This is a genomic window from Streptomyces sp. NPDC003697 (genome assembly GCF_053587115.1).
The window spans coordinates 42,140-66,821 of the sequence record NZ_JBSFNN010000004.1 but is presented as its reverse complement, the minus strand read 5'-3'; the positions used below and the strand labels follow the sequence as shown (position 1 = coordinate 66,821).

Annotated in this window: 23 protein-coding genes; 6 read left to right on the top strand and 17 right to left on the bottom strand. The window is 74.1% G+C overall.

Annotation, left to right across the window (positions count from 1 at the left end):
• Positions 1-116: 116 nt before the first annotated feature.
• From ACWDNY_RS02625 to infC, 5 genes are all read right to left on the bottom strand, one after another.
• Positions 117-1,268: an ATP-binding protein gene (locus ACWDNY_RS02625; RefSeq protein ID WP_451643867.1), complete on the bottom strand. Its 1,152-nt coding sequence runs from the start codon at positions 1,266-1,268 to the stop codon at positions 117-119.
• A gap of 93 nt (positions 1,269-1,361) precedes the next feature.
• A complete protein-coding gene (locus ACWDNY_RS02620; RefSeq protein WP_451643866.1) occupies positions 1,362-2,222 on the bottom strand; it encodes a TrmH family RNA methyltransferase in 861 nt (286 codons plus the stop codon).
• Between the two features lie 211 nt (positions 2,223-2,433).
• On the bottom strand, positions 2,434-2,817 hold the full coding sequence (gene rplT, locus ACWDNY_RS02615; protein WP_055492778.1) for a 50S ribosomal protein L20: 384 nt from the start codon (positions 2,815-2,817) through the stop codon (positions 2,434-2,436).
• 95 nt (positions 2,818-2,912) lie between these two features.
• Complete coding sequence (gene rpmI / locus ACWDNY_RS02610) at positions 2,913-3,107, bottom strand: 50S ribosomal protein L35 (RefSeq protein ID WP_451643865.1); 195 nt, start codon at positions 3,105-3,107, stop codon at positions 2,913-2,915.
• A 201-nt stretch (positions 3,108-3,308) separates the two neighbouring features.
• Positions 3,309-3,965 (bottom strand): translation initiation factor IF-3, encoded by a 657-nt coding sequence (gene infC, locus ACWDNY_RS02605; RefSeq protein WP_451643944.1) that lies wholly within the window; start codon positions 3,963-3,965, stop codon positions 3,309-3,311.
• Positions 3,966-4,358: 393 nt separating this feature from the next.
• On the opposite strand from infC, the gene ACWDNY_RS02600 reads away from it, so the two are divergent.
• Positions 4,359-4,757, top strand: a complete 399-nt coding sequence (locus ACWDNY_RS02600) for a DUF1844 domain-containing protein (protein ID WP_451643864.1) — start codon at positions 4,359-4,361, stop codon at positions 4,755-4,757.
• Positions 4,758-4,817: 60 nt separating this feature from the next.
• Here ACWDNY_RS02600 and ACWDNY_RS02595 read toward each other — a convergent pair whose 3' ends face one another.
• A complete protein-coding gene (locus ACWDNY_RS02595) occupies positions 4,818-5,549 on the bottom strand; it encodes an SseB family protein (RefSeq protein ID WP_451643863.1) in 732 nt (243 codons plus the stop codon).
• Between the two features lie 207 nt (positions 5,550-5,756).
• On the opposite strand from ACWDNY_RS02595, the gene ACWDNY_RS02590 reads away from it, so the two are divergent.
• Positions 5,757-5,987 carry a hypothetical protein gene (locus ACWDNY_RS02590; protein ID WP_451643862.1) on the top strand — a complete coding sequence of 77 codons (231 nt, stop codon included), beginning with the start codon at positions 5,757-5,759 and terminating at the stop codon, positions 5,985-5,987.
• A 219-nt stretch (positions 5,988-6,206) separates the two neighbouring features.
• On the opposite strand, the gene mycP is transcribed toward ACWDNY_RS02590, so the two are convergent.
• On the bottom strand, positions 6,207-7,385 hold the full coding sequence (gene mycP, locus ACWDNY_RS02585) for a type VII secretion-associated serine protease mycosin (RefSeq protein ID WP_451643861.1): 1,179 nt from the start codon (positions 7,383-7,385) through the stop codon (positions 6,207-6,209).
• Positions 7,382-8,200 (bottom strand): hypothetical protein, encoded by an 819-nt coding sequence (locus tag ACWDNY_RS02580; protein ID WP_451643860.1) that lies wholly within the window; start codon positions 8,198-8,200, stop codon positions 7,382-7,384. The genes mycP and ACWDNY_RS02580 overlap by 4 nt, the downstream gene beginning before the upstream one ends.
• A gap of 1,683 nt (positions 8,201-9,883) precedes the next feature.
• Here ACWDNY_RS02580 and ACWDNY_RS02575 point away from each other — a divergent pair.
• Positions 9,884-11,086 (top strand): amino acid deaminase/aldolase, encoded by a 1,203-nt coding sequence (locus ACWDNY_RS02575; RefSeq protein WP_451643859.1) that lies wholly within the window; start codon positions 9,884-9,886, stop codon positions 11,084-11,086.
• Between the two features lie 104 nt (positions 11,087-11,190).
• On the opposite strand, the gene ACWDNY_RS02570 is transcribed toward ACWDNY_RS02575, so the two are convergent.
• The 4 genes from ACWDNY_RS02570 to ACWDNY_RS02555 form a co-directional block, all read right to left on the bottom strand.
• Positions 11,191-11,418 carry a hypothetical protein gene (locus ACWDNY_RS02570; protein ID WP_451643858.1) on the bottom strand — a complete coding sequence of 76 codons (228 nt, stop codon included), beginning with the start codon at positions 11,416-11,418 and terminating at the stop codon, positions 11,191-11,193.
• Between the two features lie 162 nt (positions 11,419-11,580).
• A complete protein-coding gene (locus ACWDNY_RS02565; RefSeq protein WP_451643943.1) occupies positions 11,581-12,351 on the bottom strand; it encodes a 3-oxoacyl-ACP reductase in 771 nt (256 codons plus the stop codon).
• A gap of 8 nt (positions 12,352-12,359) precedes the next feature.
• Entirely contained in the window at positions 12,360-13,775 is a 1,416-nt protein-coding gene (locus tag ACWDNY_RS02560) for an aldehyde dehydrogenase family protein (RefSeq protein WP_451643942.1), read from the bottom strand.
• 21 nt (positions 13,776-13,796) lie between these two features.
• Positions 13,797-15,161 carry a glutamine synthetase family protein gene (locus tag ACWDNY_RS02555; protein WP_451643857.1) on the bottom strand — a complete coding sequence of 455 codons (1,365 nt, stop codon included), beginning with the start codon at positions 15,159-15,161 and terminating at the stop codon, positions 13,797-13,799.
• A gap of 85 nt (positions 15,162-15,246) precedes the next feature.
• On the opposite strand from ACWDNY_RS02555, the gene ACWDNY_RS02550 reads away from it, so the two are divergent.
• Both ACWDNY_RS02550 and ACWDNY_RS02545 read left to right on the top strand, forming a co-directional pair.
• A complete protein-coding gene (locus ACWDNY_RS02550) occupies positions 15,247-15,984 on the top strand; it encodes a FadR/GntR family transcriptional regulator (protein ID WP_451643856.1) in 738 nt (245 codons plus the stop codon).
• 41 nt (positions 15,985-16,025) lie between these two features.
• Positions 16,026-16,745 carry a gamma-glutamyl-gamma-aminobutyrate hydrolase family protein gene (locus ACWDNY_RS02545; protein WP_451643941.1) on the top strand — a complete coding sequence of 240 codons (720 nt, stop codon included), beginning with the start codon at positions 16,026-16,028 and terminating at the stop codon, positions 16,743-16,745.
• Positions 16,746-16,969: 224 nt separating this feature from the next.
• On the opposite strand, the gene ACWDNY_RS02540 is transcribed toward ACWDNY_RS02545, so the two are convergent.
• From ACWDNY_RS02540 to ACWDNY_RS02520, 5 genes are all read right to left on the bottom strand, one after another.
• On the bottom strand, positions 16,970-17,935 hold the full coding sequence (locus ACWDNY_RS02540) for a LysR family transcriptional regulator (protein WP_451643855.1): 966 nt from the start codon (positions 17,933-17,935) through the stop codon (positions 16,970-16,972).
• Between the two features lie 88 nt (positions 17,936-18,023).
• Positions 18,024-18,743, bottom strand: a complete 720-nt coding sequence (locus ACWDNY_RS02535) for a helical backbone metal receptor (protein WP_451643854.1) — start codon at positions 18,741-18,743, stop codon at positions 18,024-18,026.
• Positions 18,743-19,315, bottom strand: a complete 573-nt coding sequence (locus ACWDNY_RS02530) for a helix-turn-helix domain-containing protein (RefSeq protein ID WP_451643853.1) — start codon at positions 19,313-19,315, stop codon at positions 18,743-18,745. Before ACWDNY_RS02530 ends, ACWDNY_RS02535 begins: the two co-directional genes overlap by 1 nt.
• Before the next feature lie 462 nt (positions 19,316-19,777).
• Positions 19,778-22,396 carry an ABC transporter permease/substrate binding protein gene (locus ACWDNY_RS02525; RefSeq protein WP_451643852.1) on the bottom strand — a complete coding sequence of 873 codons (2,619 nt, stop codon included), beginning with the start codon at positions 22,394-22,396 and terminating at the stop codon, positions 19,778-19,780.
• Complete coding sequence (locus tag ACWDNY_RS02520; protein ID WP_451643851.1) at positions 22,389-23,477, bottom strand: quaternary amine ABC transporter ATP-binding protein; 1,089 nt, start codon at positions 23,475-23,477, stop codon at positions 22,389-22,391. The genes ACWDNY_RS02525 and ACWDNY_RS02520 overlap by 8 nt, the downstream gene beginning before the upstream one ends.
• Positions 23,478-23,716: 239 nt before the next feature.
• Here ACWDNY_RS02520 and ACWDNY_RS02515 point away from each other — a divergent pair, with 239 nt between their 5' ends.
• Complete coding sequence (locus tag ACWDNY_RS02515) at positions 23,717-24,646, top strand: 5'-3' exonuclease (protein ID WP_451643939.1); 930 nt, start codon at positions 23,717-23,719, stop codon at positions 24,644-24,646.
• Positions 24,647-24,682 lie beyond the last annotated feature (36 nt).

Below are 24,682 nucleotides of genomic sequence, written 5' to 3'. Positions count from 1 at the left end.
TCCGTCACCGACTCGTGGCCGAATCGTCTCTCGTTTCTGGGACGCAAGGGTGCCAAAGGCCGAGTCTAACGGGGTGGGGAGAAAGCGAACGCGCCCGTGGGTCCTCGGGCCGGCGGCTACAGCAGATGCGCCGGGGTTCCCACGGGCAGGGTAAATCGGAACTCGGCGCCCCCGCCGGGGGCCCGGCCGACCGTGATGGTGCCGCCGTGGGCCTCCACGATGCCCTTGACGATGTACAGCCCGAGGCCCGTGCCGCCACGTTTGCTGCCCCGCCAGAAGCGGGTGAAGACGCGGTTCATGCACTCCTCCGGGATGCCGGTGCCCTCGTCGCTCACCGTGACCGACGTGGCTGTGGTCGTGCTCTCGGCGTGCTCCCCGTCACGCGGGGACGCCGAGGCCATGACCTCAATGGTGACGGTTCCCTCGCCGTGGCGCACGGCGTTTTCGATGAGGTTGCCGAGCACCTGGTCGATCTTGTCCGGGTCGGCCCACAGCGCCGGCAGGGGCTGGTCGATGCGCAGCAGGAAGCGGTCGGCGGGCTGTCCGGCGGCGACGTAGGCCTGGATGTGCCGGCCGACGGCCGCGCCGATGTCGACCGGCTGGCGGCGCACCTCGAGGCGGCCGGAGTCGATGCGGGATATGTCGAGCAGTTCGGCGATGAGCCGGGTGACGCGGTCGGCGTCGGCGTCGACGGTCTCCAGCATCAGGCGCTTCTGGTCGTCGGTGAAGCGGTTCCACTTGGCGAGCAGGGTGGCGGTGAAGCCCTTGACGGAGGTGAGCGGCGAGCGCAGTTCGTGCGCCACGGTGGCGATCAGCTCGGCGTGGCTGCGTTCGGTGCGGCGGCGGGCCTCGGTGTCCCGGAGGCAGACGACGACGCGGCGGACCGGGCCGGTGGGGTGGTCGCGCACGTAGCGCGCGGAGACGAGCACCTCGCGCCCGCCGTGCAGCAGCAGGTTGCGCTCGGGCTGGCCCACGCGGATCGCGAGCCCGCCGTAGGGGTCGGTCAGCTGCCACCAGCGCCGGCCCTCGAGGTCCTCCAGGGGCAGGGCCTTGTCGAGCGGCTGTCCGAGGGCTTCCCCGGCGGGGATCGCGGTGATGCGGGCGGCGGACGCGTTGAAGCAGACGACGCGCCCGTCCTCGTCGGCGATCACCAGGCCGTCGGGCAGGTCGTCGGGGTCGACGCCGAGCGCGGCGGGATCTCCGTGCCGGGGCGTGGGTGGCCGGCGCGCGTCCCGCGTTCCCGGTGCGCCGCTCGTGCCCACGCTCATCCCCGTACCCCACCCTTCCCACGGTGTGCCGGGGCGCCTTTCCGCCCGAGCAGAGCGGGAGCCAGGGGAAAGGCCCCCCAGCCGGCCACCCTACTAGCTCTCGGTGACGCAGCGGCACCCTCCGGAGGCGCGCTGTGCACGGGCCGACGCGTAGAGACATACGGCGGCGGCGGTCGCGAGGTTCAGACTCTCGGCCTTCCCGTGGATCGGAACCCGGACGACGGCGTCGGCGAGGGTGCGGGTCTCCTCCGGCAGCCCCCACGCCTCGTTGCCGAACACCCAGGCGGTGGGGCCGCCCATGGTGCCCTTGTCGAGCTCGTCGTCGAGGTCGTGCGGGCCGGCGCCGTCGGCGGCGAGGACCCGGACGCCGGCGTCCTTCAGGGCGCCGATCGCCTGCTCCACGGGGACGCCGACGGCGACGGGCAGGTGGAAGAGGGAACCGACGGAGGCGCGGACGGCCTTGGGGTTGTACAGGTCCACGGAGGCGTCGGTGAGGACGACCGCCTCGGCACCGGCGGCGTCGGCGCAGCGCAGGACGGTGCCGGCGTTCCCCGGGTCGCGCACGTGCGCGAGGACGGCGACCAGGCGGGGACGCGCGGCGAGGATCCGCGTGAACGGGGTGTCGAGGAAGCGGCAGACCCCGACCAGGCCCTGCGGGGTGACGGTGGTGGAGATATCGGCGATGACCTGCTCGGCGGCGAGGTGCACGCGGGCGCCGGCGGCCCGTGCCTCCCCGACGATGTCGGCGTACCTCTCGGCGGCCTCCACCGTGGCGAACAGCTCGACGAGCGTGGCGGTGCCGCCGTCCCGGTGCGCCGCCGCCTCCCGCACGGCCTGCGGGCCCTCCGCGAGGAACAGCCGCTCCTTGCCCCGGAAGTTCCGTTTGGCGAGCCGGCGGGCGGCGCTGACGCGGGGCGAGCGGGGGGAGATCAGCTCGGGTGTGGCGGGGGGCATGCTCTTCACCTTCGGGAACTCGGTTCCCGCCGCAGGCGATCGGCCACGGCGGCGGATGCGGGGGTCCCCCACGCCGTCCAGGCGGTGGGGGCGCCGGACCGGACTGAGCGGCGCGGGGCGCGTGACGGGCCGCGCGCGGACACAGCAGGACCCGCAGGCCGTCATGGCCTGCGGGTCCGGACAGTCGCGTCGGCGGAGAGCCGGCGCGGCGTCACGCAGCCTTCGGGGCGTTGACGTCCGCCGGGAGTGCCTTCTGGGCGACCTCGACCAGCGCGGCGAACGCACCGGCGTCGTTGACGGCCAGCTCCGCCAGGATCTTGCGGTCGACCTCGACGTTCGCGGCCTTCAGACCCTGGATGAAGCGGTTGTAGGTGATGCCGTTGGCGCGGGCAGCGGCGTTGATGCGCTGGATCCACAGCTGACGGAAGTCGCCCTTGCGCTTCTTGCGGTCGTTGTAGTTGTAGACCAGCGAGTGGGTGACCTGCTCCTTGGCCTTGCGGTACAGGCGCGAACGCTGACCGCGGTAGCCGGAGGCCTGCTCGAGGATCGCCCGGCGCTTCTTGTGGGCGTTGACTGCCCGCTTGACGCGTGCCACTTGTTAACTCCTTGTAGCGGGGCCGTGGGTGTCGTCACACGGCCCGGAAACGATTGGGTCCCGGTCCAGACGTACGGCGCCTCGGCGCCGGAACGTCACTTGCCGAGAAGCTTCTTGACCTTCTTGGCATCGCCCGGGGCCAGCACGGCCTTGCCGGTGAGGCGACGCGTCAGACGGGACGACTTGTGCTCGAGCAGGTGGCGCTTGCCGGCGCGCTCACGGAGCACCTTGCCGGAGCCGGTGATCTTGAAGCGCTTGCTGGCACCGCTGTGCGTCTTGTTCTTCGGCATGGCGCCGTTCTCTCCTCGTCGGTGGCGCTCCCGTGCCCGGTCGCAAAACCGGGCACGGTGGTGGGAGCGTCGCTCTTGTGTCGGTTACATCCTGGGACTGGCGTCCCCGGTGGTGGTCCGGACGTCTCCGGACGTCTTGTCGTTCCCGAAGGGCCCGGACGTCCGGTCCGTCCGGTGTCCCGGGGCCGTGGAGCCCCGGGATCAGGCCTCGGCCGGAGCCTCGGTGTCGGTGTCGGCGTCGGTGTCGGCACCGCCATCTGCAGGGTTCTGCGAGCGGCCGGGGTTGGCCTTCGCGTCCGCCTTGCGTGCCTCCTGCGCCTGACGGGCCTCGGCCATCGCCTCGGTCTTCTTCTTGTGCGGACCGAGAACCATGATCATGTTGCGACCGTCCTGCTTCGGGTTCGACTCCACGAAACCGAGGTCCTGGACGTCCTCCGCGAGGCGCTGCAGCAGCCGGTAGCCCAGCTCGGGCCTGGACTGCTCGCGACCGCGGAACATGATCGTGATCTTGACCTTGTCGCCCTGCTTGAGGAACCGGACGACATGACCCTTCTTGGTGTCGTAGTCGTGCGGGTCGATCTTCGGCCGGAGCTTCATCTCCTTGATGACCGTGTGCGCCTGGTTCTTGCGCGCCTCACGGGCCTTCATGGCCGACTCGTACTTGAACTTCCCGTAGTCCATGAGCTTGCACACGGGCGGACGGGCGTTCGCCGCGACCTCGACCAGGTCCAGGTCGTACTCCTGCGCAAGCTCCAGTGCCTTGGCCAGGGGGACGATGCCCACCTGCTCGCCACTGGGACCGACAAGTCGCACCTCGGGAACGCGAATCCGGTCGTTGATGCGGGGCTCGGCGCTGATGGATCCTCCTCGGTAGCACCACGCGACGGTCTGGCGGACAGCCGCGTAACGTCTGTAGTCATTAGACCTAACCGCGCCGAGACACGAAAAATGCCCCGGACGATCACAGGCGGAGCTCCTCGAACTACCGGAACAACCGCCGCGGTGACCGCGGGGGCGTGCTATCGGGCGGACCGCCGCTGGGGCGGAGCCGCCTGACCGGTGACCCGCCGCCCCGGGGGGCGGTCGGGTGGGAGCTCGAAGCCTCCACTTGTGGGCCGGGCCCGTATGTCCGAGACATGCGCGTCCGGCCGGTCGTCACTCAAGGTTAGCAGCTCGCCGGGGGTGGTGCGAATCCGCGTGCGGGGCACTCCCGCGGCGGGGCGGCGGCCGGGCTGCACCTATGGTGAGGGCATGAGTGACACTCCCGCCTCCGACCGCCCCGAGACCGCCTCGGACGCCGCCGAGACCCCCGACTTCGACGCCATGACCCGCGACATCGCGGAGGTACCGGCGGTCGAGGTGATCGTGACGGTCGCCGTCAACCTGATGAGCGCCGCCGCCGTGAAGCTCGGTCTGGCCCCCCAGGAAGGGGAGGGCGACGACCACAAGGACCTGGACGAGGCCCGCAAGCTGATCACGGCCCTCGCCGGTCTGCTGGACGCGAGCACGACGGAGATCAGCTCCTTCCACGCCGCCCCGCTGCGCGACGGCCTGAAGTCGCTGCAGCTGGCGTTCCGCGAGGCGTCGGTCGTCCCCGACGAGCCGGGCCAGGGACCGGGCGAGAAGTACACGGGGCCGGTGTACGGCTGACGCCACCGGCCCTTGCGGGCGGGGAGCGACGAGTCCCGCCCGCGCGCCCGCGCGCCCAGGTCATCCGCGTACGTACAGGGGCTCGCCCGGAGGCGTGGTCCCGGCCGGCAGTAGTGCCAGGTCGAGACCCCGCACCAGGCGGGCCCTCAGTGTGTCGCTGGCGGCGAGGCGCTCGGCGACGGCACGCGCCGCCTCGGCCGGGGCGGCGGACGCGTCGAGGACGAGGGCGAGGATGCCGTCGGCCCGACCCGGCCCGAGGTGGGCCCGGACCACGGAAGGCTCTGCGGCCAGGGCGTCCCGTACGGCCTCCAGTACCGCCGGGTCGGCGAGCGGGTCGGCCGACGTACGGCCCTCGGCGAGCGCGAGCAGCGCGGGTCCCGTCAGCTCGAACGGCACCGGACCGGCCACGTCCAGCACCACCGTGTCCGCCTTCTCGTGCGCGGCGGCCTCCAGGGCCTGGTGCAGAGGGACGGCCACGGGGCGGGCCGCCGGGTCCCAGCGCGCCAGGGAGCCGGTCGAGGTGAAGGCGGGCAGCGCGGTGCGGTCGCCCGCCTTCAGCGTGGGCACGGCCATGTCGCTGGTCTTCTCGCGCCGCAGCCCGCCGGCGTCCTCCTCGACCTCGCCGAGCACGGCCACCACGGGGACGAGCAGCCGGGTGCCCTTGAGTGCCCGCAGGACCGGCTCGACGGCTGTGCGGTCCTCGGCCCAGGCGGCGAGTGCGGCGCTCAGCCGGGGGTCGGCGGAGCCGTCGTCGTCGGAGAAGCCGGAGTCGGGAATGTTCTTCTTCGCCACGGTCCCGACCCTATCCGGGCCAACCGGCCGCGCCGGGCCGGGGCCACTTCAGCGGCCGCCCCGGCCGCCGGGGGCGCCCCGGCGCGCTCGCCGTATCGTCGGCGGCGGCGTCGTCCGCGGCGTCCTAAGGAGGTGTCTCCGGGAGTCGACGGAGCGCATCGCCGAGGGCCGGGACCGGGGTGTGTCGGCCGCGGCCGACGACTCGGCGTGGGCGCTGAAGAACGGCTGTCCGCCGCGCGGCACGACGGGCTGTGGGTCCTCACTAGCGTCGGGCGCGTGACGGCGGGCGACGAGGACCACCTGCCGGCCGTCCTGTCGAACGGCAACCCGACGAAGGAGCAGGGGATCGTGCTGGTCGAGGCGGCGGCACGGGCCGCGGTGCAGGCCTGCGCCGGGGACGCGGCGACGCCGCCCGCGACGGCCTCGCCGACCGGCTGACCGGACCGCGGCCGGCGGTCGGCGAAGGCTAGGTCCTGCGAGGGCCGGGACCTGCGAAGGCCGCCGGCGCCTGAAGGGGCCGGACTCTGCAGGGCTGGGCTCCGCGAAGGCGGGACCCGTGCGAAGACAGAACCTGCGGGGGCCGGCCTGCGCGGCGTGCGGCGGCCGGACCCATGGGAAGGCGGGACCTGTGGGGCCCGGCCCGAGCGGAGGGCCGGGTCAGTGGCCCTCGGGGGACGTGCGGCGGCCGCGCCACAGGACCACCGCCGTGACGAGGAGCACTCCCCCCGCGCCGCCCGCGAGGGCGCCCGCCCAGTGCGAGGCGCCCTGGTCGTCGTCGGCGGGGTCGGGGCCGGCCCCGAAGTACTCGTCGCCGTACGCCGCCGCGTGCAGGCCGCCCGGCTTGAGGCGGGCCGCGGCCGAGATCGCGGCGGCCGGGTCGACGAAGCCGAAGCCGCGGGAGTCGTCGCGGCCGTCGGACGGCGCCCCGCGGGCCGTGTCCTCCAAGAGCTTCTTGATCTGCGCGGGCGTCAGGCCGGGGTGCGCCGCCTTGACGAGCGCGACGGCCCCGGAGACGAACGCGGAGGCCGCGCTCGTGCCCCAGCCCTCGTAGTACTTGTGGTCCGGGTCGGCGATCACCACGTCGACGCCGGGTGCGCTGACGGTGGCGTACCAGCGGCGGGTGGAGAAGGACGCGCGGGTTCCGTAGCGGTCGACGGCGGTCGCGGCGATCACGCCGGGGTAGGCGGCCGGGTAGGAGACGTGGTCGCCCTTCTCGCCGCCGTTCCCGGCCGAGGCGACCACGACGGCGCCCTTCTTCAGTGCGTACTGGACGGCCTCGTCCTCCGCCGGTTCCGGGTGCGCGGAGGCGGAGTCGTCGCCGAGGGAGAGGTTGATGACGTCGGCGCCGTGGTCGGCGGCCCAGCGGATGCCGTCGGCGAGGGCGCTGCCGCGGGTGCTGCGGGCCTGGGCTCGGGCGGAGTCGCCGTCCTCGAGGATGACCCGCACGGGCAGGATCTTCGCGCCCGGAGCCACGCCCATGACACCGTCGGCCCGGCCCGCCCCGTGCCCGTGCCCGGCGATGATGCCGGCCATGGCGGTGCCGTGGCGGGCCCAGGCCCGGTCGCCGCGCCGGGCGCCGAAGCCGATGAGGTCCTTGCCGGGCAGGACGTTGCCGGCCAGGTCGGGGTGGTCCGCCTCGACGCCGGTGTCCAGGACGGCGACGGTGACGCCCTCGCCCCTGGTGGTGCGCCACGCCTGCTGGACGTGCAGGGCGTCCAGGGCCCACTGCTGGGCGCGTATGCCGTCGGCGTACGCGGCGGAGGGCGGCACGAGGGCGAGGCAGGCGGCCACGAGCAGGCTCAGCGCCCCGGTCCTGCGGGTCACTTCGGGCTTCACGACGGCTTCTCCGTGGCCGGGCCGACGGTCTTGCGCAGGCCGCGCTCGATACGGTCGGCCAGGCCCTGCGCCTCGTGCCCGAGGCCCGCCTGGGCGGGGGCCGCGGTGGCGCCGGAGCGTACCGCGTCCGCCGCGGGCTGCGGGTCGTCGACGGTGCGGCCGTCGGCCCAGCCGGACACCGCGTAGACGACCACGGGGGCGTCCGTGAGCACGGAGACCGTCCAGGAGGCCCGCTGCCGGGCGCCGAAGTGCGCGGCGGCGGTGCCCTCGGCGGGGTACGTACGGGGCATCAGGTCGGCGCGCCGGTCGAGCCGCTCCTTCTCGAAGCGCCCGCCGAGGGCGTGCATGGCGGCGGCGTCGGCCTTGGTGAAGAGCAGTCCGACGGTGGTGACGTGGCTCTGGGTGGCGTCCGTGTAGGTGGCGCGCAGCAGACGTGCACAGCCGACCGGGGCGAGGACCTGGCGCAGCAGCGGGTCGAAGGCGTCCTTGCAGCCGCTGTCCGGCGCTACGGCGACGCGGGTCCAGGTGCGGTCCGCGCCGCCGGGTCCGGCACCGCGGCCCGCCACGGTGGGCGGGAACAACTGGTCGACGGGGACGCTGTGCCACAGGGCGCCGGCGGCGGTGAACGTGCCCGCGGTGTCCGCCTCGGCGGAGCCGCCGGTGAGCCAGCTCCCGGTGACGGCACCACCGATGAGCCCGAAGCCGAGCACGACGCAGGCGGCCACCGCGGCCGCCCGCGGCCGCAGGCGCACCCGTGCCCCGAGCGCGCGCCCGCGTCCCCGCTCGTCGTAGCCCTCGGGCTCGCCGAGCCCCACGACGGGTCGGTGGGCGTAGGGGTCGGCGGCGGACGCCGAAGCGCTCCACGAGCGCGACGGATCGGGGGAAACGGGAGCGAAGGCCGTACGCGACGGGGGCCGGGGCGGGGTGGCGGCATGGGCAGGGCGGACGGAACCCGGGTGGAACGGATCGTCCGGTACGGAGGTCCAGGCGCCGCGCTCGGGACGGGCGGGCGGTGGGCCGGAGGGTGTGCCCAGCCGATCACCCGCGCTGCCGGGACGCGGTCCGGTGCGCCCGGCTCCGGGCCGGCTCGCGGGTGCGGCGGGGGCGTCGGACCGGGACGGACTGGACGTGGTGGGTGAAGCCGGGGCGTCCGGGTGGGACGGCCGGGTCGCGGCGTCGGACCACGCGGACGGGGCCGCGCCGTCGGACTGGACGCCGGGGCGGGAGGACGGCGGTGCCGGGCGCGGCGCGCCCGTGCCCGGCGGCCGGTGAGCGGGCAGGGGCCGCAGCCGCGTGGTCGTCTCCGACGGGTTCTCGGCGGGGATCGGGCGCAGGCGCCGGGTCGTCTCCGAGGCGCCCTCGGCGGGGACGTCGCCGCGCCCGGTCACCGGCGGCCGACGTACCGCCGACGGCCGCGGACCCTCCGCAGTGGGCCGGCCGCCGGTTCCGGCACCGGGGCCCGCGGGCGTGCCACGGAGACGGTCACGGTCGGGGGCCGGACCGGCTGCGCCCGGCGATGACCCGCGTTCCCCGCCACGCCGTGCCGAGGGCCGTTCGCCGGTCGGCCGCCCGGGGCTGCCGGCACCCGGAGCCTGCGGGCCGCCGGGGAAGGACCCCGGGGCCGCGCCGGAACCGGCCGCCGAAAGCCCACGCTCCGAGCCGAACGCCTCCCCCTGCCCCGGCCCGCCGGACGCCGCGGCACCGGTCACCGGCGGCACACCTCGGAGGGAACCCGGCGACTCACCGGAACCGGCCGCCGAAAGCCCACGCTCCGAGCCGAACGCCTCCCCCTGCCCCGGCCGAGCGGGCGCCGTGGCGCCCGGCGACGGCGGCCCGTCCGCAGGACGGCCCGGGGTGCCGCCGGAGCCGGTCCGCGTGTCCTTGCCGCCGGGGCCGGAGGCCTGGACCGGGGCCGGTTCCCCAGCTCGCCGCCCGGGCGTTCCCGGGCCGGTCGGGGGTGGGTTGTCGGGGAAGCGGGCCGACGCCGGGGGCGGGGGCGGGCTCGCCGGGTCGGTGGTGCGGGGGGCCGGGAAGTCGGGGAAGGACGGGCGCGGGCCCGCGGGCGCCGGCGTCCGGCGCGCACCGCCCGGGCCATCGGCCTGCCTGCGCGCACCCGGTTCCCCGGGCTCCTGCGTCCGGCCGTCGGAACGGCCGTCGGCGGGCACCGTGGCCGGAGGCGTGGGCGGCCGTGGCGGGACGGGGGCGCGGCGCGCTTCCGTGCTCATGCACCCCCCGTTTCCTCGTGCCCGGGCCGTTTCCTCGTACGCGGGCCGTCCTCACTCACCCCCGGCCCGGCACGAAGTCGTCCGTCACCGGGCACGCATACCCGTACGGGCGAAGCGCCATCCCCGCTCATTCGCGGGACCGGGTGCTTTCCGCCGTACGTGCGGTCACTTTACGGGTTGCCGCCGCCGATCCGGGAACCGGTCCACGAGCCCGGGGCATCTGCCCGGAACGTCCCCCTACCCTGCGGTAATCCCCTCTGGCAGGCTGCGTTCATGACTGCGCGCGCCGCCGACCGTGCCCGCTACGACAGGGCCACCGCCCATCTGGACGCCCCCCTCGCGATCGTGGACCTGGAGGCCTTCGACGCCAACGCCGACGACCTCGTGCGCCGGGCCGGCGGCAAGCCGGTCCGGGTCGCCAGCAAGTCCGTACGCTGCCGGGCCCTGCTCGAACGCGTCCTGGCCAGGGACGGCTTCCAGGGCGTGATGTCGTTCACGCTCCCCGAGTCCCTGTGGCTGGCCCGCTCCGGATTCGACGACGTCCTGCTCGCCTACCCCTCGGCCGACCGCGCCGCCTTCGCCGAACTCGCCGGCGATCCCAAGCCGGCCGCCGCCGTGACCGTGATGGTCGACGACCCGGCGCAGCTCGACCTCATCGACGCCGCACGCGGCGGCGGCCGCGAAGTGGTGCGGGTGTGCCTGGAGTTGGACACCTCGCTGAGGCTGCTCGGGGGCCGCGTGCGGGTCGGCGCGCGCCGCTCCCCGCTGCACTCTCCCGCCGAGGTCGCCGAGATGGCCCGAACGGTGGCGCGGCGGCCGGGGTTCCGGCTGGTGGGGCTGATGGCGTACGAGGGTCATGTGGCCGGTGTCGGCGACGCGGTGGCCGGGCGGCCCCTGCGGTCGCGTGCCGTGCGCCTGATGCAGGCGGCGGCCCGCCGGGAACTGGCCGGGCGGCGGGCCGCGGTGGTGCGAGCGGTCCGGGCCGTCGCACCGGATCTGGAGTTCGTCAACGGCGGTGGCACGGGCAGCGTCCAGCACACCGCCGCCGAGGACGCGGTCACGGAGATCGCCGCCGGCTCCGGGCTGTACGTGCCGCGCCTGTTCGACAACTACACGTCCTTCCGCGGCCGTCCGGCGGCCCTCTTCGCCCAGCCCGTCGTACGGCGGCCGGGGGTCGGGATCGTGACGGTGCTGGGTGGCGGCTATCCGGCCTCCGGTGCGGCCGGTCCGGACCGGCTGCCGGTGCCGTACCTGCCCGAGGGGCTGCGCTACGACCCCCAGGAGGGCCCGGGCGAGGTGCAGACCCCGCTGCTGGGCACGCCGGCCGACGACCTGCTGATCGGCGACAAGGTGTGGTTCCGGCACGCCAAGGCCGGTGAGCTGTGCGAGCGGTTCGAGGTGCTGCACCTGGTGGAGGGAGACCGGGTCACGGCGACCGTACCGACGTACCGGGGCGAGGGCCGGACGTTCCTCTGAGCCTTCGGCTCCGCGGTACCCCGTGTCCCCGGTCCCGCGGGCTCCCGGTCCTCCGGTCCGGGGGACCCGGCGCGGTGCGCGGGGCCTGGCACGACCGTCACGGCTCAGCCCGGCGGCGCGATGCTGCTGCCGACGCCCCCGCCCGTGCCGGCGTCCCCGAGGGACCGGAAGCCGTCGGTGATCAGGTCCATGTCGGCCAGGGGCGGGCCGTCCGGGCCCCCGTCGAAGACGAGGCGTACGACGACCGGCGCCCCGGTGCCGGCGCCGGACGGGAAGGCCGGCGACTCGACGTATCCGCCGGGCCCCTCGGCCGTCCCGACGCGCCAGCGCACGAAGTACCCGCCACGGCCATCTGCCCGGACGCGACGGTCCGGCGGGAGGTGATCCCGCCGAACGGGCGCTGCCCGGCCGCGTCGGCCGTGTCGCTCTCCGCCAGTGACTCGGGGGACGTCCCGCCGGATCCGGTCACCGGGAGCACGCCGCCGGCACTGGTCTCACAGCGGCGTGACGTACGCCCCGGCGATCCCGCCGTCCACCAGGAAGTCGGTCGCGTTGACGAAGGAGGAGTCGTCGCTGGCGAGGAAGGCGACCGCGGCGGCGATCTCCTCGGCCTCGGCGAACCGGCCGACCGGCACGTGGACGAGCCGGCGCGCGGCCCGCTCCGGATCCTTGGCGAACAGTTCCCGCAGGAGGGGGGTGTTGACCGGTCCCGGACACAGCGCGTTGACGCGGATGCCCTCGCGGGCGAACTGCACGCCGAGTTCACGCGACATGGCCAGCACACCGCCCTTGGAGGCGGTGTAGGAGATCTGCGAGGTGGCCGCGCCCATCCGGGCCACGAAGGACGCCGTGTTGATGATGGAGCCCTTGCCCTGGCGCCGCATGTAGGGGAGGGCGGCCTTGCAGCACAGGTAGACGGAGGTCAGGTTGACCTCCTGGACGCGCTTCCACGCCTCCAGGTCGGTCTCCAGGATCGAGTCGTCGTCGGGCGGGGAGATGCCGGCGTTGTTGAAGGCGATGTCGACGCTGCCGTACGTGTCGTAGGCCGTCTTGAACAGCGCCTCGACCTCGTCCGGATCGGTGACGTCGACCTGCACGAACAGCCCGCCGACCTCCTCGGCGGCCGCCTTGCCGCGGGTCTCGTCGATGTCGCCGCACACGACGTGGGCGCCCTCGGAGGCGAGGCGGCGCGCGGTGGCCAGGCCGATGCCGCTGCCGGCTCCGGTGATGACGGCGGTGCGGCCGGCCAGCCGGCGGCAGATCATTTCGTCGGTCACTGTGCGGGGCCCTCCGTGCTGATGAAGACGTTCTTGGTCTCGGTGAAGGCGGCCAGCGCGTCCGGGCCCAGCTCGCGGCCGACACCGGACTGCTTGAAGCCGCCGAACGGGGTCCAGTAACGGACGCTGGAGTGGGAGTTGACGGACAGGTTGCCCGCCCGGACGGCCTGCGCGACGCGCAGGGCGCGGCCGACGTCCCGGGTCCAGACCGAGCCGGACAGGCCGTAGGGCGTGTCGTTGGCCAGGCGGACCGCGTCGGCCTCGTCGTCGAAGGGAAGGACGACGGCGACGGGGCCGAAGACCTCCTCGACAGCCACGGGCGCCCGCGGGTCGACGCCGGTGAGGACGGTGGGCGGGTACCAGTAGCCGGAGCCCTCGGGTGCCGTGCCGCGGATGCCGGGGGCGTCCGCGTCGACGTACGAGTTGACGCGTTCGAGCTGGGCTGCGGAGATCAGCGGGCCCATCTGGGTCTTCTCGTCGGCCGGATCGCCGACGATCACGGACTCGACCGCGGGGGCGAGGAGGCCGAGGAAGCGGTCGTGGACGGTGCGCTCGACGAGGATTCGGGTGCGGGCGCAGCAGTCCTGGCCGCAGTTGTCCAGGAAGGACATCGGGGCGGCGGCCGCGGCGGCTTCGAGGTCGGCGTCGGCGAAGACGATGTTCGGGCTCTTGCCGCCGAGTTCCAGGGTGACGCGTTTGAGCAGGGCGGCCCCCTTCGCCCACACCTGTCTGCCCACGGCCGTCGAGCCGGTGAAGACGATCTTCGCCACGCCCGGGTGCTCGACCAGGGCGTTGCCCGCGACGGGGCCGCGGCCGGGGAGCACCTGGAAGAGGTGCTCGGGAAGCCCCGCCTGCAGGGCGAGTTCGGCGAGGCGGAGGGCCGTCAGCGGGGTGGTCTCGGCCGGTTTGAGGATCACGGCGTTGCCCGCGGCGAGCGCCGGGGCCGTGCCCCAGGCCGCGATGGGCATCGGGAAGTTCCAGGGCGCGATCACGCCGACGACGCCGAGGGGTTCGAGGAAGGTGACGTCCAGGCCGCCGGCGACGGGGATCTGCCGGCCCGTCAGGCGTTCCACTCCCCCGGCCGCGTAGTCGAGCAGGTCGCGGACGTTTCCGGCTTCCCAGCGGGCGTTGCCGAGTGTGTGGCCGGCCTCGCGGACCTCCAGCAGGGCGAGTTCCTCCCGGTGCGCGTCGACGTGGACGGCGAACCGGCGCAGCAGGCGGGCGCGTTCGCCGGGCGGGAGCGCGGCCCACCTCGTCTGGGCCGCGCCGGCCCGGACGACCGCCCGGTCCACGTCGGCGGCGGTGGCGGCGGGGACGGTGGCGACGACCTCCTCGGTGGCCGGATTGCGTACCCGCAGCTCGTGTGCGGGTTCGTCGGCGTGCTCGTGCCGGTGCTCGTTCTCGTGGGGCAGGTTACGCAAGTAAGGGACCTCTCACAGGCGTTCGAAGGAGCGGCGCAGTTCCCAGTCGGTGACCGCGGCGTCGAAGGCCTCGACCTCGACGCGCGCCATGTTGCGGTAGTGCTCGACGACCTCGTCGCCGAAGGCGGCCCGGGCGATGGCGCTGTTCTCCCACAGCTCGGCGGCCTCACGCAGGGTGGTGGGGACGTGCTCGTAGTCGGCGGTGTAGGCGTTGCCCGGGCAGGGATCGGGCAGCTCCAGGCGCTGCTCGACGCCGTGCAGGCCCGCCGCCACCAGCCCGGCCACGGCGAGGTACGGGTTGACGTCGCCGCCGGGCAGCCGGTTCTCGAAGCGGAGCGAACGGCCGTGCCCGACGACGCGGAGGGCGCAGGTGCGGTTGTCGAATCCCCAGGCTACGGCGGTCGGGGCGAAGGAGCCGGGCTGGAACCGCTTGTAGGAGTTGATGTGGGGGGCGTACAGGAGGGAGAAGTCCCGCAGCGCGGCCAGCTGCCCGGCGAGGAAGTGACGCATGAGGCCGGACATGCCGTCGGGGCCCTCACCGGCCATCACGCCGGCGCCGTCGGGGCCCGCGAGGGAGAGGTGGATGTGGCAGGAGTTGCCCTCGCGCTCGTTGTACTTGGCCATGAAGGTCAGGGACATGCCCTCCTGGGCGGCGATCTCCTTGGCGCCCGTCTTGTAGACGGCGTGCTGGTCGCAGGTGACGAGGGCCTCGTCGTAGCGGAAGGCGATCTCGTGCTGGCCGGGGTTGCACTCCCCCTTGGCGGACTCGACGGTGAGTCCGGCGCCGGCCATCTCGTTGCGGATGCGCCGCAGCAGGGGTTCTATCCGGCCGGTGCCCAGGACGGAGTAGTCGATGTTGTACTGGTTCGCCGGGGTCAGACCCCGGTAGTGGGCGTCCCAGGCCTGCTCGTAGGTGTCCTTGAAGACGATGAACTCCAGCTCGGTGCCGACCTGTGCGGTGTGGCCGAGCGCGGCGAGCCGTTCCAGCTGGCGGCGCAGGATCTGGCGGGGCGCGGCGGCCACCGGGGAGCCGTCGTGCCAGGCGAGGTCGGCGACGACCAGGGCCGTGCCGGGGTTCCAGGGGACCAGGCGCAGCGTGGACAGGTCCGGGTGCATCGCGAAGTCGCCGTAGCCGCGGTCCCAGGAGGACATGGCGTACCCGTCGGCGGGGTTCATCTCGGTGTCGACGGCGAGCAGGTAGTTGCAGCCCTCGGTGCCGTGGGCGAGCACCTCGTCCAGGAAGAACCGCGCGGCGAAACGCTTGCCCTGCAGTCGTCCCTGCATGTCGGGGAAGGCCAGGACGACCGTGTCGATCTCGCCGCTCGCGACGAGGGTGTGCAGCTCCTCGACGCCGAGCGGGGGTGTGCGGTCTGCCACGGGTGAGCCTCCTTCGGCTTCGTCGGCCGGCCGGGAGCCATAAGGTATGGCCGGGAACCATTTCCGGGGAAGGGGGCGCGGCCACATGGCGCGGCACACGGAGCCGGGCGGGCGCGGGGACGCTCTCACGCCGGTGCTGCGGCCGGTGCGGGCGGGCAACGGATTCGAGGAGGCGCTGGAGCAGATCCTGCAGGTCGTGCGGCTGGAGCTGGTTCCGCCGGGTGGGCGGCTGCCCGCCGAGCGGGTGCTGGCGGAGCGGCTCGGCGTCAGCCGGGTGACCCTGCGCGAGGTGCTGAAGGTGCTGCGGGACGAGGGGCTGGTCGAGGCACGGCGCGGACGCTACGGCGGAACGTTTGTGCTGCCCCGCGCGGACACCGGCGGCGGGGACGCGCAGCGGCGCCGGACCGCCGAGGTCGACATCGAGGACGTGCTGCGTTTCCGCGAGGTGCTGGAGGTCGGCGCGGCGGGCCTGTGCGCGGCGGACGGCCCGGTCGGCGAGCGGGCGACGCGGCTGCGGGAGGCGCTGCGGCGCACGCGGGAGGCCCCGCTCCCGGACTACCGTCGGGTGGACACGATGCTGCACCTCACGCTCGCCGAGCTCGCCGGCTCGCCCACGCTGGCGGCGCAGTACGCGGCCGTCCGGGCCAGGGTGAACGAGCTGCTGGACCGCATCCCGCTGCTGGCGCGCAACCTGGAGCACTCGCAGCGCCAGCACGCCGCGCTCGTCGAGGCGGTGCTCGACGGGGACGCGGACGGGGCGCGGAAGGCGATGCGGGAGCACTGTGCGGGAACGGCGGCGCTGCTGCGGGGCTTTCTGACGTGAGACGGAGTCGGGAGGAGACCATGGCAGACCGGGAGGAACGGGTGACCGTGCGGCCGCTGATCGGCATCAGCACCTATCTGGAGACCGGGGCGCGCTGGGGCGCGTGGGAGCTGGAGTCGGCGCTGCTGCCGGCCGGCTATCCGCGGCTGGTGCAGCGGGCGGGCGGACTGGCCGTGATGCTGCCGCCGGACGCGCCCGAGCGGGCCGCGGCGACCGTCGCCCGCCTCGACGGCCTGGTGATCGCGGGCGGCCCCGACGTCGAGCCGGCCCGGTACGGCGCGGAACCCGACCCCCGCACCGGGCCGCCCGCCCGGGCCCGGGACGCCTGGGAGCTCGCCCTGATCGGAGCGGCGCTGGCCGCGCGGGTGCCGCTGCTCGGCATCTGCCGGGGTATGCAGCTGCTGAACGTCGCCCTCGGCGGCACGCTCGTGCAGCACCTGGACGGGCACGCCGAGGTGGTTGGCGTCTTCGGCGGGCACCCGGTCGAGCCGGTCCCCGGCACCCGTTACGCCGGTCTGGTACCCGAGCGGACGACGGTCGCGACCTTCCACCACCAGGCGGTCGACCGTCTCGGCGAGGGCCTGGTGGTGTCGGCGCTCGCGGAGGACGGCACGGCGGAGGCCGTCGAACTGCCGTCCGCCGACTGGGTCGTGGGCGTGCAGTGGCACCCCGAGATGGGCGAGGACGTACGGGTGATGCGGGGCCTGGTGCGGGCCGCCGCGGACGCCGCGGCGAGCACGGCGGTCCGCTGCGGCCCCTGACGGCGATCCCGCCCGCCCCATCGGCACGGGGTGGGGCGCGCTCCGTACCGCCGACGCGCGGAGGTCATGCGTCCGCCGCACGGGGCTGTTCCGTTCCGACGGCCGACGGAGCTGTCGGCATACGGGCTTCCTCCGGTCCGCCGCTCTGGGAGCCGCCCGCCGCCGCACGGACCCCGTCCCACCGCACAGGCCCCGTCCCGCCGCACGGACCCCGTCCGCTCCGCTCACGCGCTCGCCGCCGGCCCCGCGGGCGGGCGGCAGCGGGTCAGGGAGAGCAGTTCCCGGGCCGGACCGGCCGGGTGGTGGCCCGTGGGCCAGACCGCCCGCAGGTCCCGCTTCAGGGTGACGCCGTGCACGGGAATCCGTACCAGCCGCCGCAGGGACAGCTCCTCGCCCACCGCCAGTTCGCTCAGCACCGCCGGCCCGGCGCCGCTGACGGCGGAGGCCTTCACCGCCGTGGTCGAGGACAGCTCGATCAGCGGGCGGGCCAGACCGCCCAGCGCGGTGTCCAGGACCTGCCGCGTCCCGGAGCCCTCCTCCCGCAGGATGAGCGGAGTCTCCGCCAGTTCTCCGGCCGCCAGCGGGCGCCGGCGGCGGGCCCACGGGTGGCCCGGGGCCGTCACCACGACGAGGCGGTCGCGGGCGACCACCGCGGAGTCCAGCCCGGAGGGCACGGTCAGCCCCTCCACGAAGCCGAGGTCCGCCTCGTCCGCGAGCAGCCGCTGAGCCACCACCGCGGAGTTGCCGGCGAGCAGCGACACCGCCGTGTCCGGCCGCCGTTCCCTGAGTGCGATCAGCCATCCCGGCAGCAGGTACTCCGCGATCGTCATGCTGGCCGCGATCCGCAGCCGCGAGTCCCGCCGGTCCCGCAGGGCCTGCGCCCCCGCGTCGAACGCCTCCGCGGCCTCCACGACCCGTCGCGCCCAGTCGGTCACCAGCGCCCCGGCCTCCGTCAGCCGCGAACCGCGCGGCGAGCGGTCCACCAGGGCCACGCCGAGCTGCCGTTCCATGGACCGGATCCGGCTGCTGGCGGCCGGCTGCGTGACGCCGAGTTCGCGCGCCGCCCCGCCGAGGCTGCCCAGCCGCGCCACGGCCAGCAGCAGTTCCAGTGCCCCGAGGTCCGGGACCCGGTGCGCCAGCGGGGCATGCGAGCCCCGCCGTCCCCGTCCGCTCCCCTCTGCCTTCGCCATCAGCCCACCTTATGCCGGGCATGGACGAATCCTCTGGTGACGGCGGTTGGCCCCGGGGGCGGCGACGAAGCGCACCCTCGGGGCCCGCTCACGGGTGGGCCGCTCTCAGCGCCTCCCGCAGTACCCGCGGCGCTTGTGCCAGCGACGGTCCGTACCAGGTCAGGTGTCGTCCGCTGACCAGGGCGGACGGCACACCGGGAAAGGCCTCCGGGCCGTCGTCCGCGGTGAAGCGGTACGGCTCGTCCGGCAGGACGACGACGTCCGGGTCCGCCGCCCGCAGCTCCGCCAACGGCACGCGGGGGTAGCGCTCGGCATGGCCGGCGTACAGGTTGCGGACGCCGAGGCGGGCGAGCACGTCCCCCGCGAAGGTGTCCCGGCCCAGCACCATCCACGGCCGGCGCCAGACCGGCACCACGGCGGTGGCAAGGGGCTCCGGCGCCGGCAGCGACGACCAGGCGGCCTCCGCCTGGTCCAGCCACCGCGGCGTGCTCCGCGCCCCGCACGCCCGCAGCACCCGCGCGAGCTCCCGGAAGGCCTGCGGCACCGTGCGCACCTCGGTCACCAGCACCTCCGCGCCGGCCGCGCGCAGGGCGTCCAGGTCGGCGGCGCGGTTCTCCTCCTCGTTGGCGATCACCAGGTCGGGGGCGAGCGCCGCGATGGTGCCGGTCCTCGGGTTCTTGGTGCCGCCGACGCGGACCACGTCGAGGTCCGCGGGGTGACCGCACCAGTCGGTCGCGCCGGCCAGGACGCCGGGCAGCGTCACCGCGACCGCCTCGGTGAGCGAGGGCACCAGGGAAACCACCCGCATCAGCGCGACCGGTCCTGCACCGCCTCGATGTGCTCCGCCACCGCGACCACGATCACGCGGGTCTCCGGCACGGTCGCCCGCCAGCGGTGGCGCACCCCACCCGTCAGGTACATCGTGTCGCCGCGCCCGAGCCGGTAGGCGCGTCCCTCGGCCTCGATCTCCACGGCCCCGTCGGCGACGTACATCAACTCGTCGTTGCGGTGCTGGAACTCGCGGCCCGCGTCGTGGTCGCCGGTGAACTCGGTGGCGTGCAGCTGGTGGTGCCCGCGAACCAGGGAGCGCGCCCGGGGCTCGGGCGAGAGGGCCGGTTCGACGGCCTCGTCGCGCACGACGTCGACGCTGCACGCCGGGTCGGCGGCCGCCAGCAGTTCCACGGCGGTGGTCCGCAGGGCGTCGGCCACCTTCTCCAGGGAGATGGTGCTGGGACGCGCCCGGTCGTTCTCGATCTGGCTGAGGAAAGGCACCGACAGGCCGCTGCGCTCGGCCACGACGGCGAGGGTGAGCTCCAGCGCCCGGCGCCGCCGCCGCACGGCCGCGCCCACGCGCAGGGGCTGCTCCTTGTGGTCGCCCATCGCTCCGGCTCCCTCCTTCGCTCGTCGGCCGGCTTCCGGCGCGCCCCACTGCGGGCCCGCGCCGTTCGGTCGCGCTTCTCTGCACCCTACGCAGGTTCGGCGGGCCGGTTCATGCGGCCGTGCCAACCCCGTCCCCCCGCACGGGGCGCGACGTGTCGGTTCGCGCCAGTGGATCCGCCCCCGCGCCGGACCGGGCACGTCGTCCGTCTCGTGGGCGAAGCGGCAGATCAGGTCGGCCGGACGGCCGAACGCGAGCCCGGGTCGGTGACGCACCGTGATTGGCCGGAACCGTGCCGCGCCGAAAGCGGGCCCCCCGGGCAGGCCCGGGGGGCGGGAAGGGACTCCTGGGAACAGGGCCGAAGACCGGGAGGAAGGCCCCTGCGAAGGCCCGAGGGGCGGACCCGTCCACGCGGTCGGGCGGCGTGGACGGGTCCGCCCCTCGGGCGGTGTGCGCGGCGGGGGCTACTGCGGGGTCATCCGGCCGATCATGTCCGGATGCCGCTTCAGCCAGGCGTCGACCGCCTCTTGCTCATGGCCCTGGCCACGCTTGTTGATCTCGCCCTCCAGACTGCCGAGCTCGTCCTCGCTCATCCGGAAGTTCTTGATCCACTTCGTCAGCTGCGGGTACCGCCCGGGGAACGACCGGCTGGAGACGGTGCGGATCGTGTTGCCCTCGCCGAAGAGCTTCCTGCCGTCCTTCAGCTTGGTGAGGTGGTACTCGCTGTACGCCCAGTGCGGTGACCACAGGACGACCGCGACCGGCTTCTTCTGCGCGTAGGCCCGCTTCAGCTCGGCCAGCATCGCCGGCGTGGAGCCGTCGACGACCTCGTACTCCTTGTCCAGTCCGTAGCCGGGCAGGACCTTGTTCTTCAGCAGGTTCATCTCGCCGGTACCCGGCTCGATGCCGATGATCCTGCCGCCGAAGAGCGCGGACTTGCCCTTGAGGTCCTCCAGGGACCTCACGTCCTTGACGTAGGAGGGCACGGCGATCTCCAGCGAGGTCGGCCGGTACCAGGTACCCAGGTCCGTGATGCGGTCCTTGCTCCGGTCCCAGTAGTTCTTCTGCGCGTACGGCAGCCAGGCGTCGAAGTTGACGTCGATGTCGCCGGAGGCCAGGCCGGTGTAGACCGGGCCCACGTCCATCTGCTTCAGGTTCAGCCGGTAGCCGCGCCGCTCGAGGACGCGCTTCCACAGGTGGGTGACGGCGATGTCCTCGTCCCAGGGGAACCAGGCGACGTTCAGCGGGCGCCCGGCCTCCGCCGGTCGCGCGCCGGAGCCGCCCGGCGCCGGGGCCAGCTTGTCGACGATCCCGGGGTTGTCCTTCAGCCAGGCGCGCACGGCGTCCTGCTGACGGCCCTTGCCGGCCTCGTTGATCCTGGCCTCCAGGCCGGTGAGCTGCTGCTCGGTCATCCGGAACTTCTTCAGCCAGTCGGCGACGACCGGGTTGTCGCCGGCGAAGCCCTTGCGGGCCAGCGTGTGCACTCCGTCGCCCTTGCCCCAGGCGCCCTTGGGGTCCTTCAGCTTCTTCAGGTCGTAGTCGTGGTACGCCCAGTGCGGCGACCAGAGCGTCACGACGATCGGTTCCTTGCGGCTGTAGGCACGCTTCAGCTCGGCCAGCATCGCCGGCGTGGAGCTGTCGGCGACCTTGTACTCCTTGTCGAGGCCGTACGCCTTGAGGACCTTGCTCTTGAGCAGGGCCGTCTCACCGGCGCTGGACTCGATGCCGGTGATCCTGCCGCCGAAGGCGGCGCTCCTGCCCTTGAGGTCGGCGAGCGAGTCGACGTCCTTCATGTACGACGGGACGCTCAGCTCCAGTGAGGTCGGGCCGTACCAGGAGCCGAGGTCGTCGAGCCGGTCGCCGTACTTCTTCCAGTACTGGGCGTGCGTGGTCGGCAACCACGAGTCGGTCCCGAAGTCGACATTGCCCTGCGCGAGGGAGGTGTAGAGCGGTCCGGCGTCGAACTGCCGGGCGTCGACCTCGAAACCGCGCTGTTCGAGGATCTCCTTCCACAGGAAGGTGGAGGCCACCCCCTCGTCCCAGGGGACGTACCCCATGGTGATCTTCTTGCCGGCACCGACGTCCTTGCCGTCGGCCCCGGAGGCGGAGCCGCCGCCGTTCCCGCCGAAGATGCCCATGCCGCCCGCGACCAGCGCGAGGATGACGACACCGACGACGGCGACCTGCGGTCGGGGCCGGTAGGACCGGATCCGGAAGCCCTGCGCGGCGCGCGCCCGGGCGGCGACGCGGCGGCCGAGCGGGGAGACCTGCGCGCCGAGGGCGCTGGTCATGCGGTCCAGGTAGATCGCGAGGATCACGATGGCGACGCCGGCCTCGGACCCGAGGCCGACGTTGAGCTGGCCGATGGCCTCGTTGACGTCGCCGCCGAGACCGCCGGTGCCGACCATGCCGGCGATCGCGGCCATGGACAGGCCGAGCATGATGACCTGGTTGACGCCCGCCATGACGGTGGGCAGGGCCAGCGGCAGCTGCACGCGCAGCAGCGTGTTGCGGGGAGTGGTGCCGAACGCCTCGGCGGCCTCGACCAGTTCCGCGTCGACCTGGCGGATGCCCAGCTCCGTCATGCGCACGCCCGGGGCGAGCGCGAAGATCAGCGTGGCGACGATGCCGGCGGAGGCGCCCGTGCCGAAGAACAGGATGGCCGGGATGAGGTAGATCATCGCGGGCAGCGTCTGCATGAAGTCCAGGACCGGCCGCACGAGCCCGCTGACCCGGTCCGAGCGCGCCGCCCAGATGCCGACCGGCACGGAGACCACCAGCGCGATGATCGTGGCGACCAGGACCAGCGCCAGGGTCACCATCGCGTCGTCCCAGAGTCCGAGGGAGTCGACGAAGGCGAATCCCACGAAGGTGAGGACACCGGCGAGGGTGCCACGCAACCAGAAGGCGAGCACGGCGAAGACACCCGCGAGCAGCAGCGGCTCGGGGGCCTGCAGGACGGCGGCGATGCCGTCGTAGGTGCCGGTGAAGACGGCCTTGAGGAAGTCGAAGAGCCAGGCCATGTGGGCCAGCAGCCAGTCGACCGCGGTGTTGACCCAGTCGCCGAGCGGGATCCTAGGCACGGGCCACCGCCTTCTCGCCGTCCTGGCGACGCGGCGCGTCGCAGGCGTCGGGGGCGGCCTGCTCGTCGCCGAGGAAGCCGATCAGCCGCTGCCGGGGGACGACCCCGACGAGGCGGCGGTGCTCGTCGAGCACGGCGACGGGATGCGGCACGCGGGCGCTGATGGCGCACAGCTCGGTGAACGGCGTGTCGGTCCGCGCGGTCCGGCACGCGCAGTCGGCCTCGTCCCCGCGCACGTCGCGGTCCATGACGGCCTCGGCGGTGAGCACGCGGGAGCGGTCGACGTCCTGGACGAAGGAGGCGACGTAGTCGTCGGCGGGCTGGAGCAGGATCTCCTCCGCGCTGCCGCACTGCACGATCCGGCCGTCGCGCATGACGGCGATGCGGTCGCCCAGGCGCATGGCCTCGTTGAGGTCGTGGGTGATGAAGACGATCGTCTTCTTCAGGGTCTTCTGCAGCTGCAGGAGCTGGTCCTGCATGTCGCGCCGGATCAGCGGGTCCAGGGCGCTGAAGGACTCGTCCATCAGCAACAGTTCGGCGTCGGTGGCCAGCGCGCGGGCGAGGCCGACGCGCTGCTGCATGCCGCCGGAGAGCTCGTCGGGCCAGGACTCCTCCCAGCCGGCCAGGCCGCACAGGGCGAGCGCCTCGTCGGCGCGGCGTGCGCGCTCGGCGCGGGGCACGCCCTGCACTTCCAGGCCGTATGCGGCGTTCTCGCGGACGCTGCGGTGCGGGAAGAGCGCGAAGTGCTGGAAGACCATGCTGATCTTCTTCGAGCGGACCTCGCGCAGGGCACGGCCGGGGAGCGCGGTCAGGTCCTGCCCGTCGAAACGGACGCTGCCCGCGGTCGGCTCGAGGAGCCCGTTGAGCATGCGCAGCAGCGTGGACTTGCCGGATCCGGACAGGCCCATGACGACGAAGATCTGGCCGGGCTCGACCGCGAAGGAGGCGTCGATCACGGCGGCGGTGGTGCCGTCGGCACGCAGTTCCTCGCGGTCGGCGCCCCGGCGGAGCCTTTGCACTGCCTCGTCGGGTCGTCTGCCGAACACCTTGAAGAGGTGCTCGGCCTCAAGCCTGGATGACACGCGTACCTTCTCATCTCGGCGGCAGGGACGGGACGCAAAGACAAAGCAAAAGTTGAATATCTCAACTACCTTCGGTCCGAAGCGCCACCTGCCCCGAAGTGCACGACCCAAACTGGAATGCGACCCGGCTCACATTCGCGCGCACCTCGGGCCGGCCCCCGCACAGCCCTGCGCCCTGCCGCCCCGGCGGCCCGGCCGCCGCCGTCACCGGCGCGGCACTGTCGGTGCCGTGCGGCATGATGCGGTGCGTGACCGGACGACTGATGCTCCTCGACACCGCGACCCTGTACTTCCGTGCCTACTTCGGCGTCCCGGAGTCGGTCAAGGCTCCCGACGGCACTCCGGTGAACGCCGTGCGCGGGTTGCTCGACTTCGTCGACCGCCTGGTCAGGGACCACCGGCCCGACCGGCTGGTGGCGTGCATGGACGCCGACTGGCGGCCGCACTGGCGGGTGGAGCTGATCCCGTCCTACAAGGCGCACCGCGTCGCCGCGGCGCACGCGGGCGCCCCCGACGAGGAGGAGGTGCCGGACACCCTGTCCCCGCAGATCCCGGTGATCGAGGCCGTCCTCGATGCCGTCGGCATCGCCCGGGTGGGTGTCGCGGACTACGAGGCGGACGACGTGATCGGCACCTTCACCGCGCGGGCCCGGGGCCCGGTCGACATCGTCACCGGTGACCGGGACCTGTACCAGCTGGTGGACGACGCCCGCGCAGTGCGGGTGCTGTACCCGGTCAAGGGCGTCGGCACCCTGCGGGCCACCGACGAGGCGGTCCTGCGGGAGAAGTACGGGGTCGGCGGCAGCGGGTACGCGGACCTGGCCCTGCTGCGCGGCGACCCGAGCGACGGGCTGCCCGGCGTGCCCGGCATCGGCGAGAAGACGGCGGCCAGGCTGCTCGCCGAGTTCGGCGACCTGGCCGGGATCATGGCGGCCGTGGACGACCCGAAGGCGGCTCTCACGCCGTCGCAGCGCAGACGCCTGCACGAGGCGCGGCCGTACCTGGCAGTGGCACCGAAGGTCGTGCGCGTGGCGACCGACGTCCCGCTGCCGGACGTCGACGCGGCGCTGCCGCGCACCCCGCGCGATCCGGCCGCGCTGGACGAGCTGGCGGCCCGCTGGGGACTGGGAGGCTCCCTGCAGCGCCTGCTGGCCACGCTCACGGCATGACGGCCCGGCCGGCGTCCTCCCACGCCGCCCGTACAG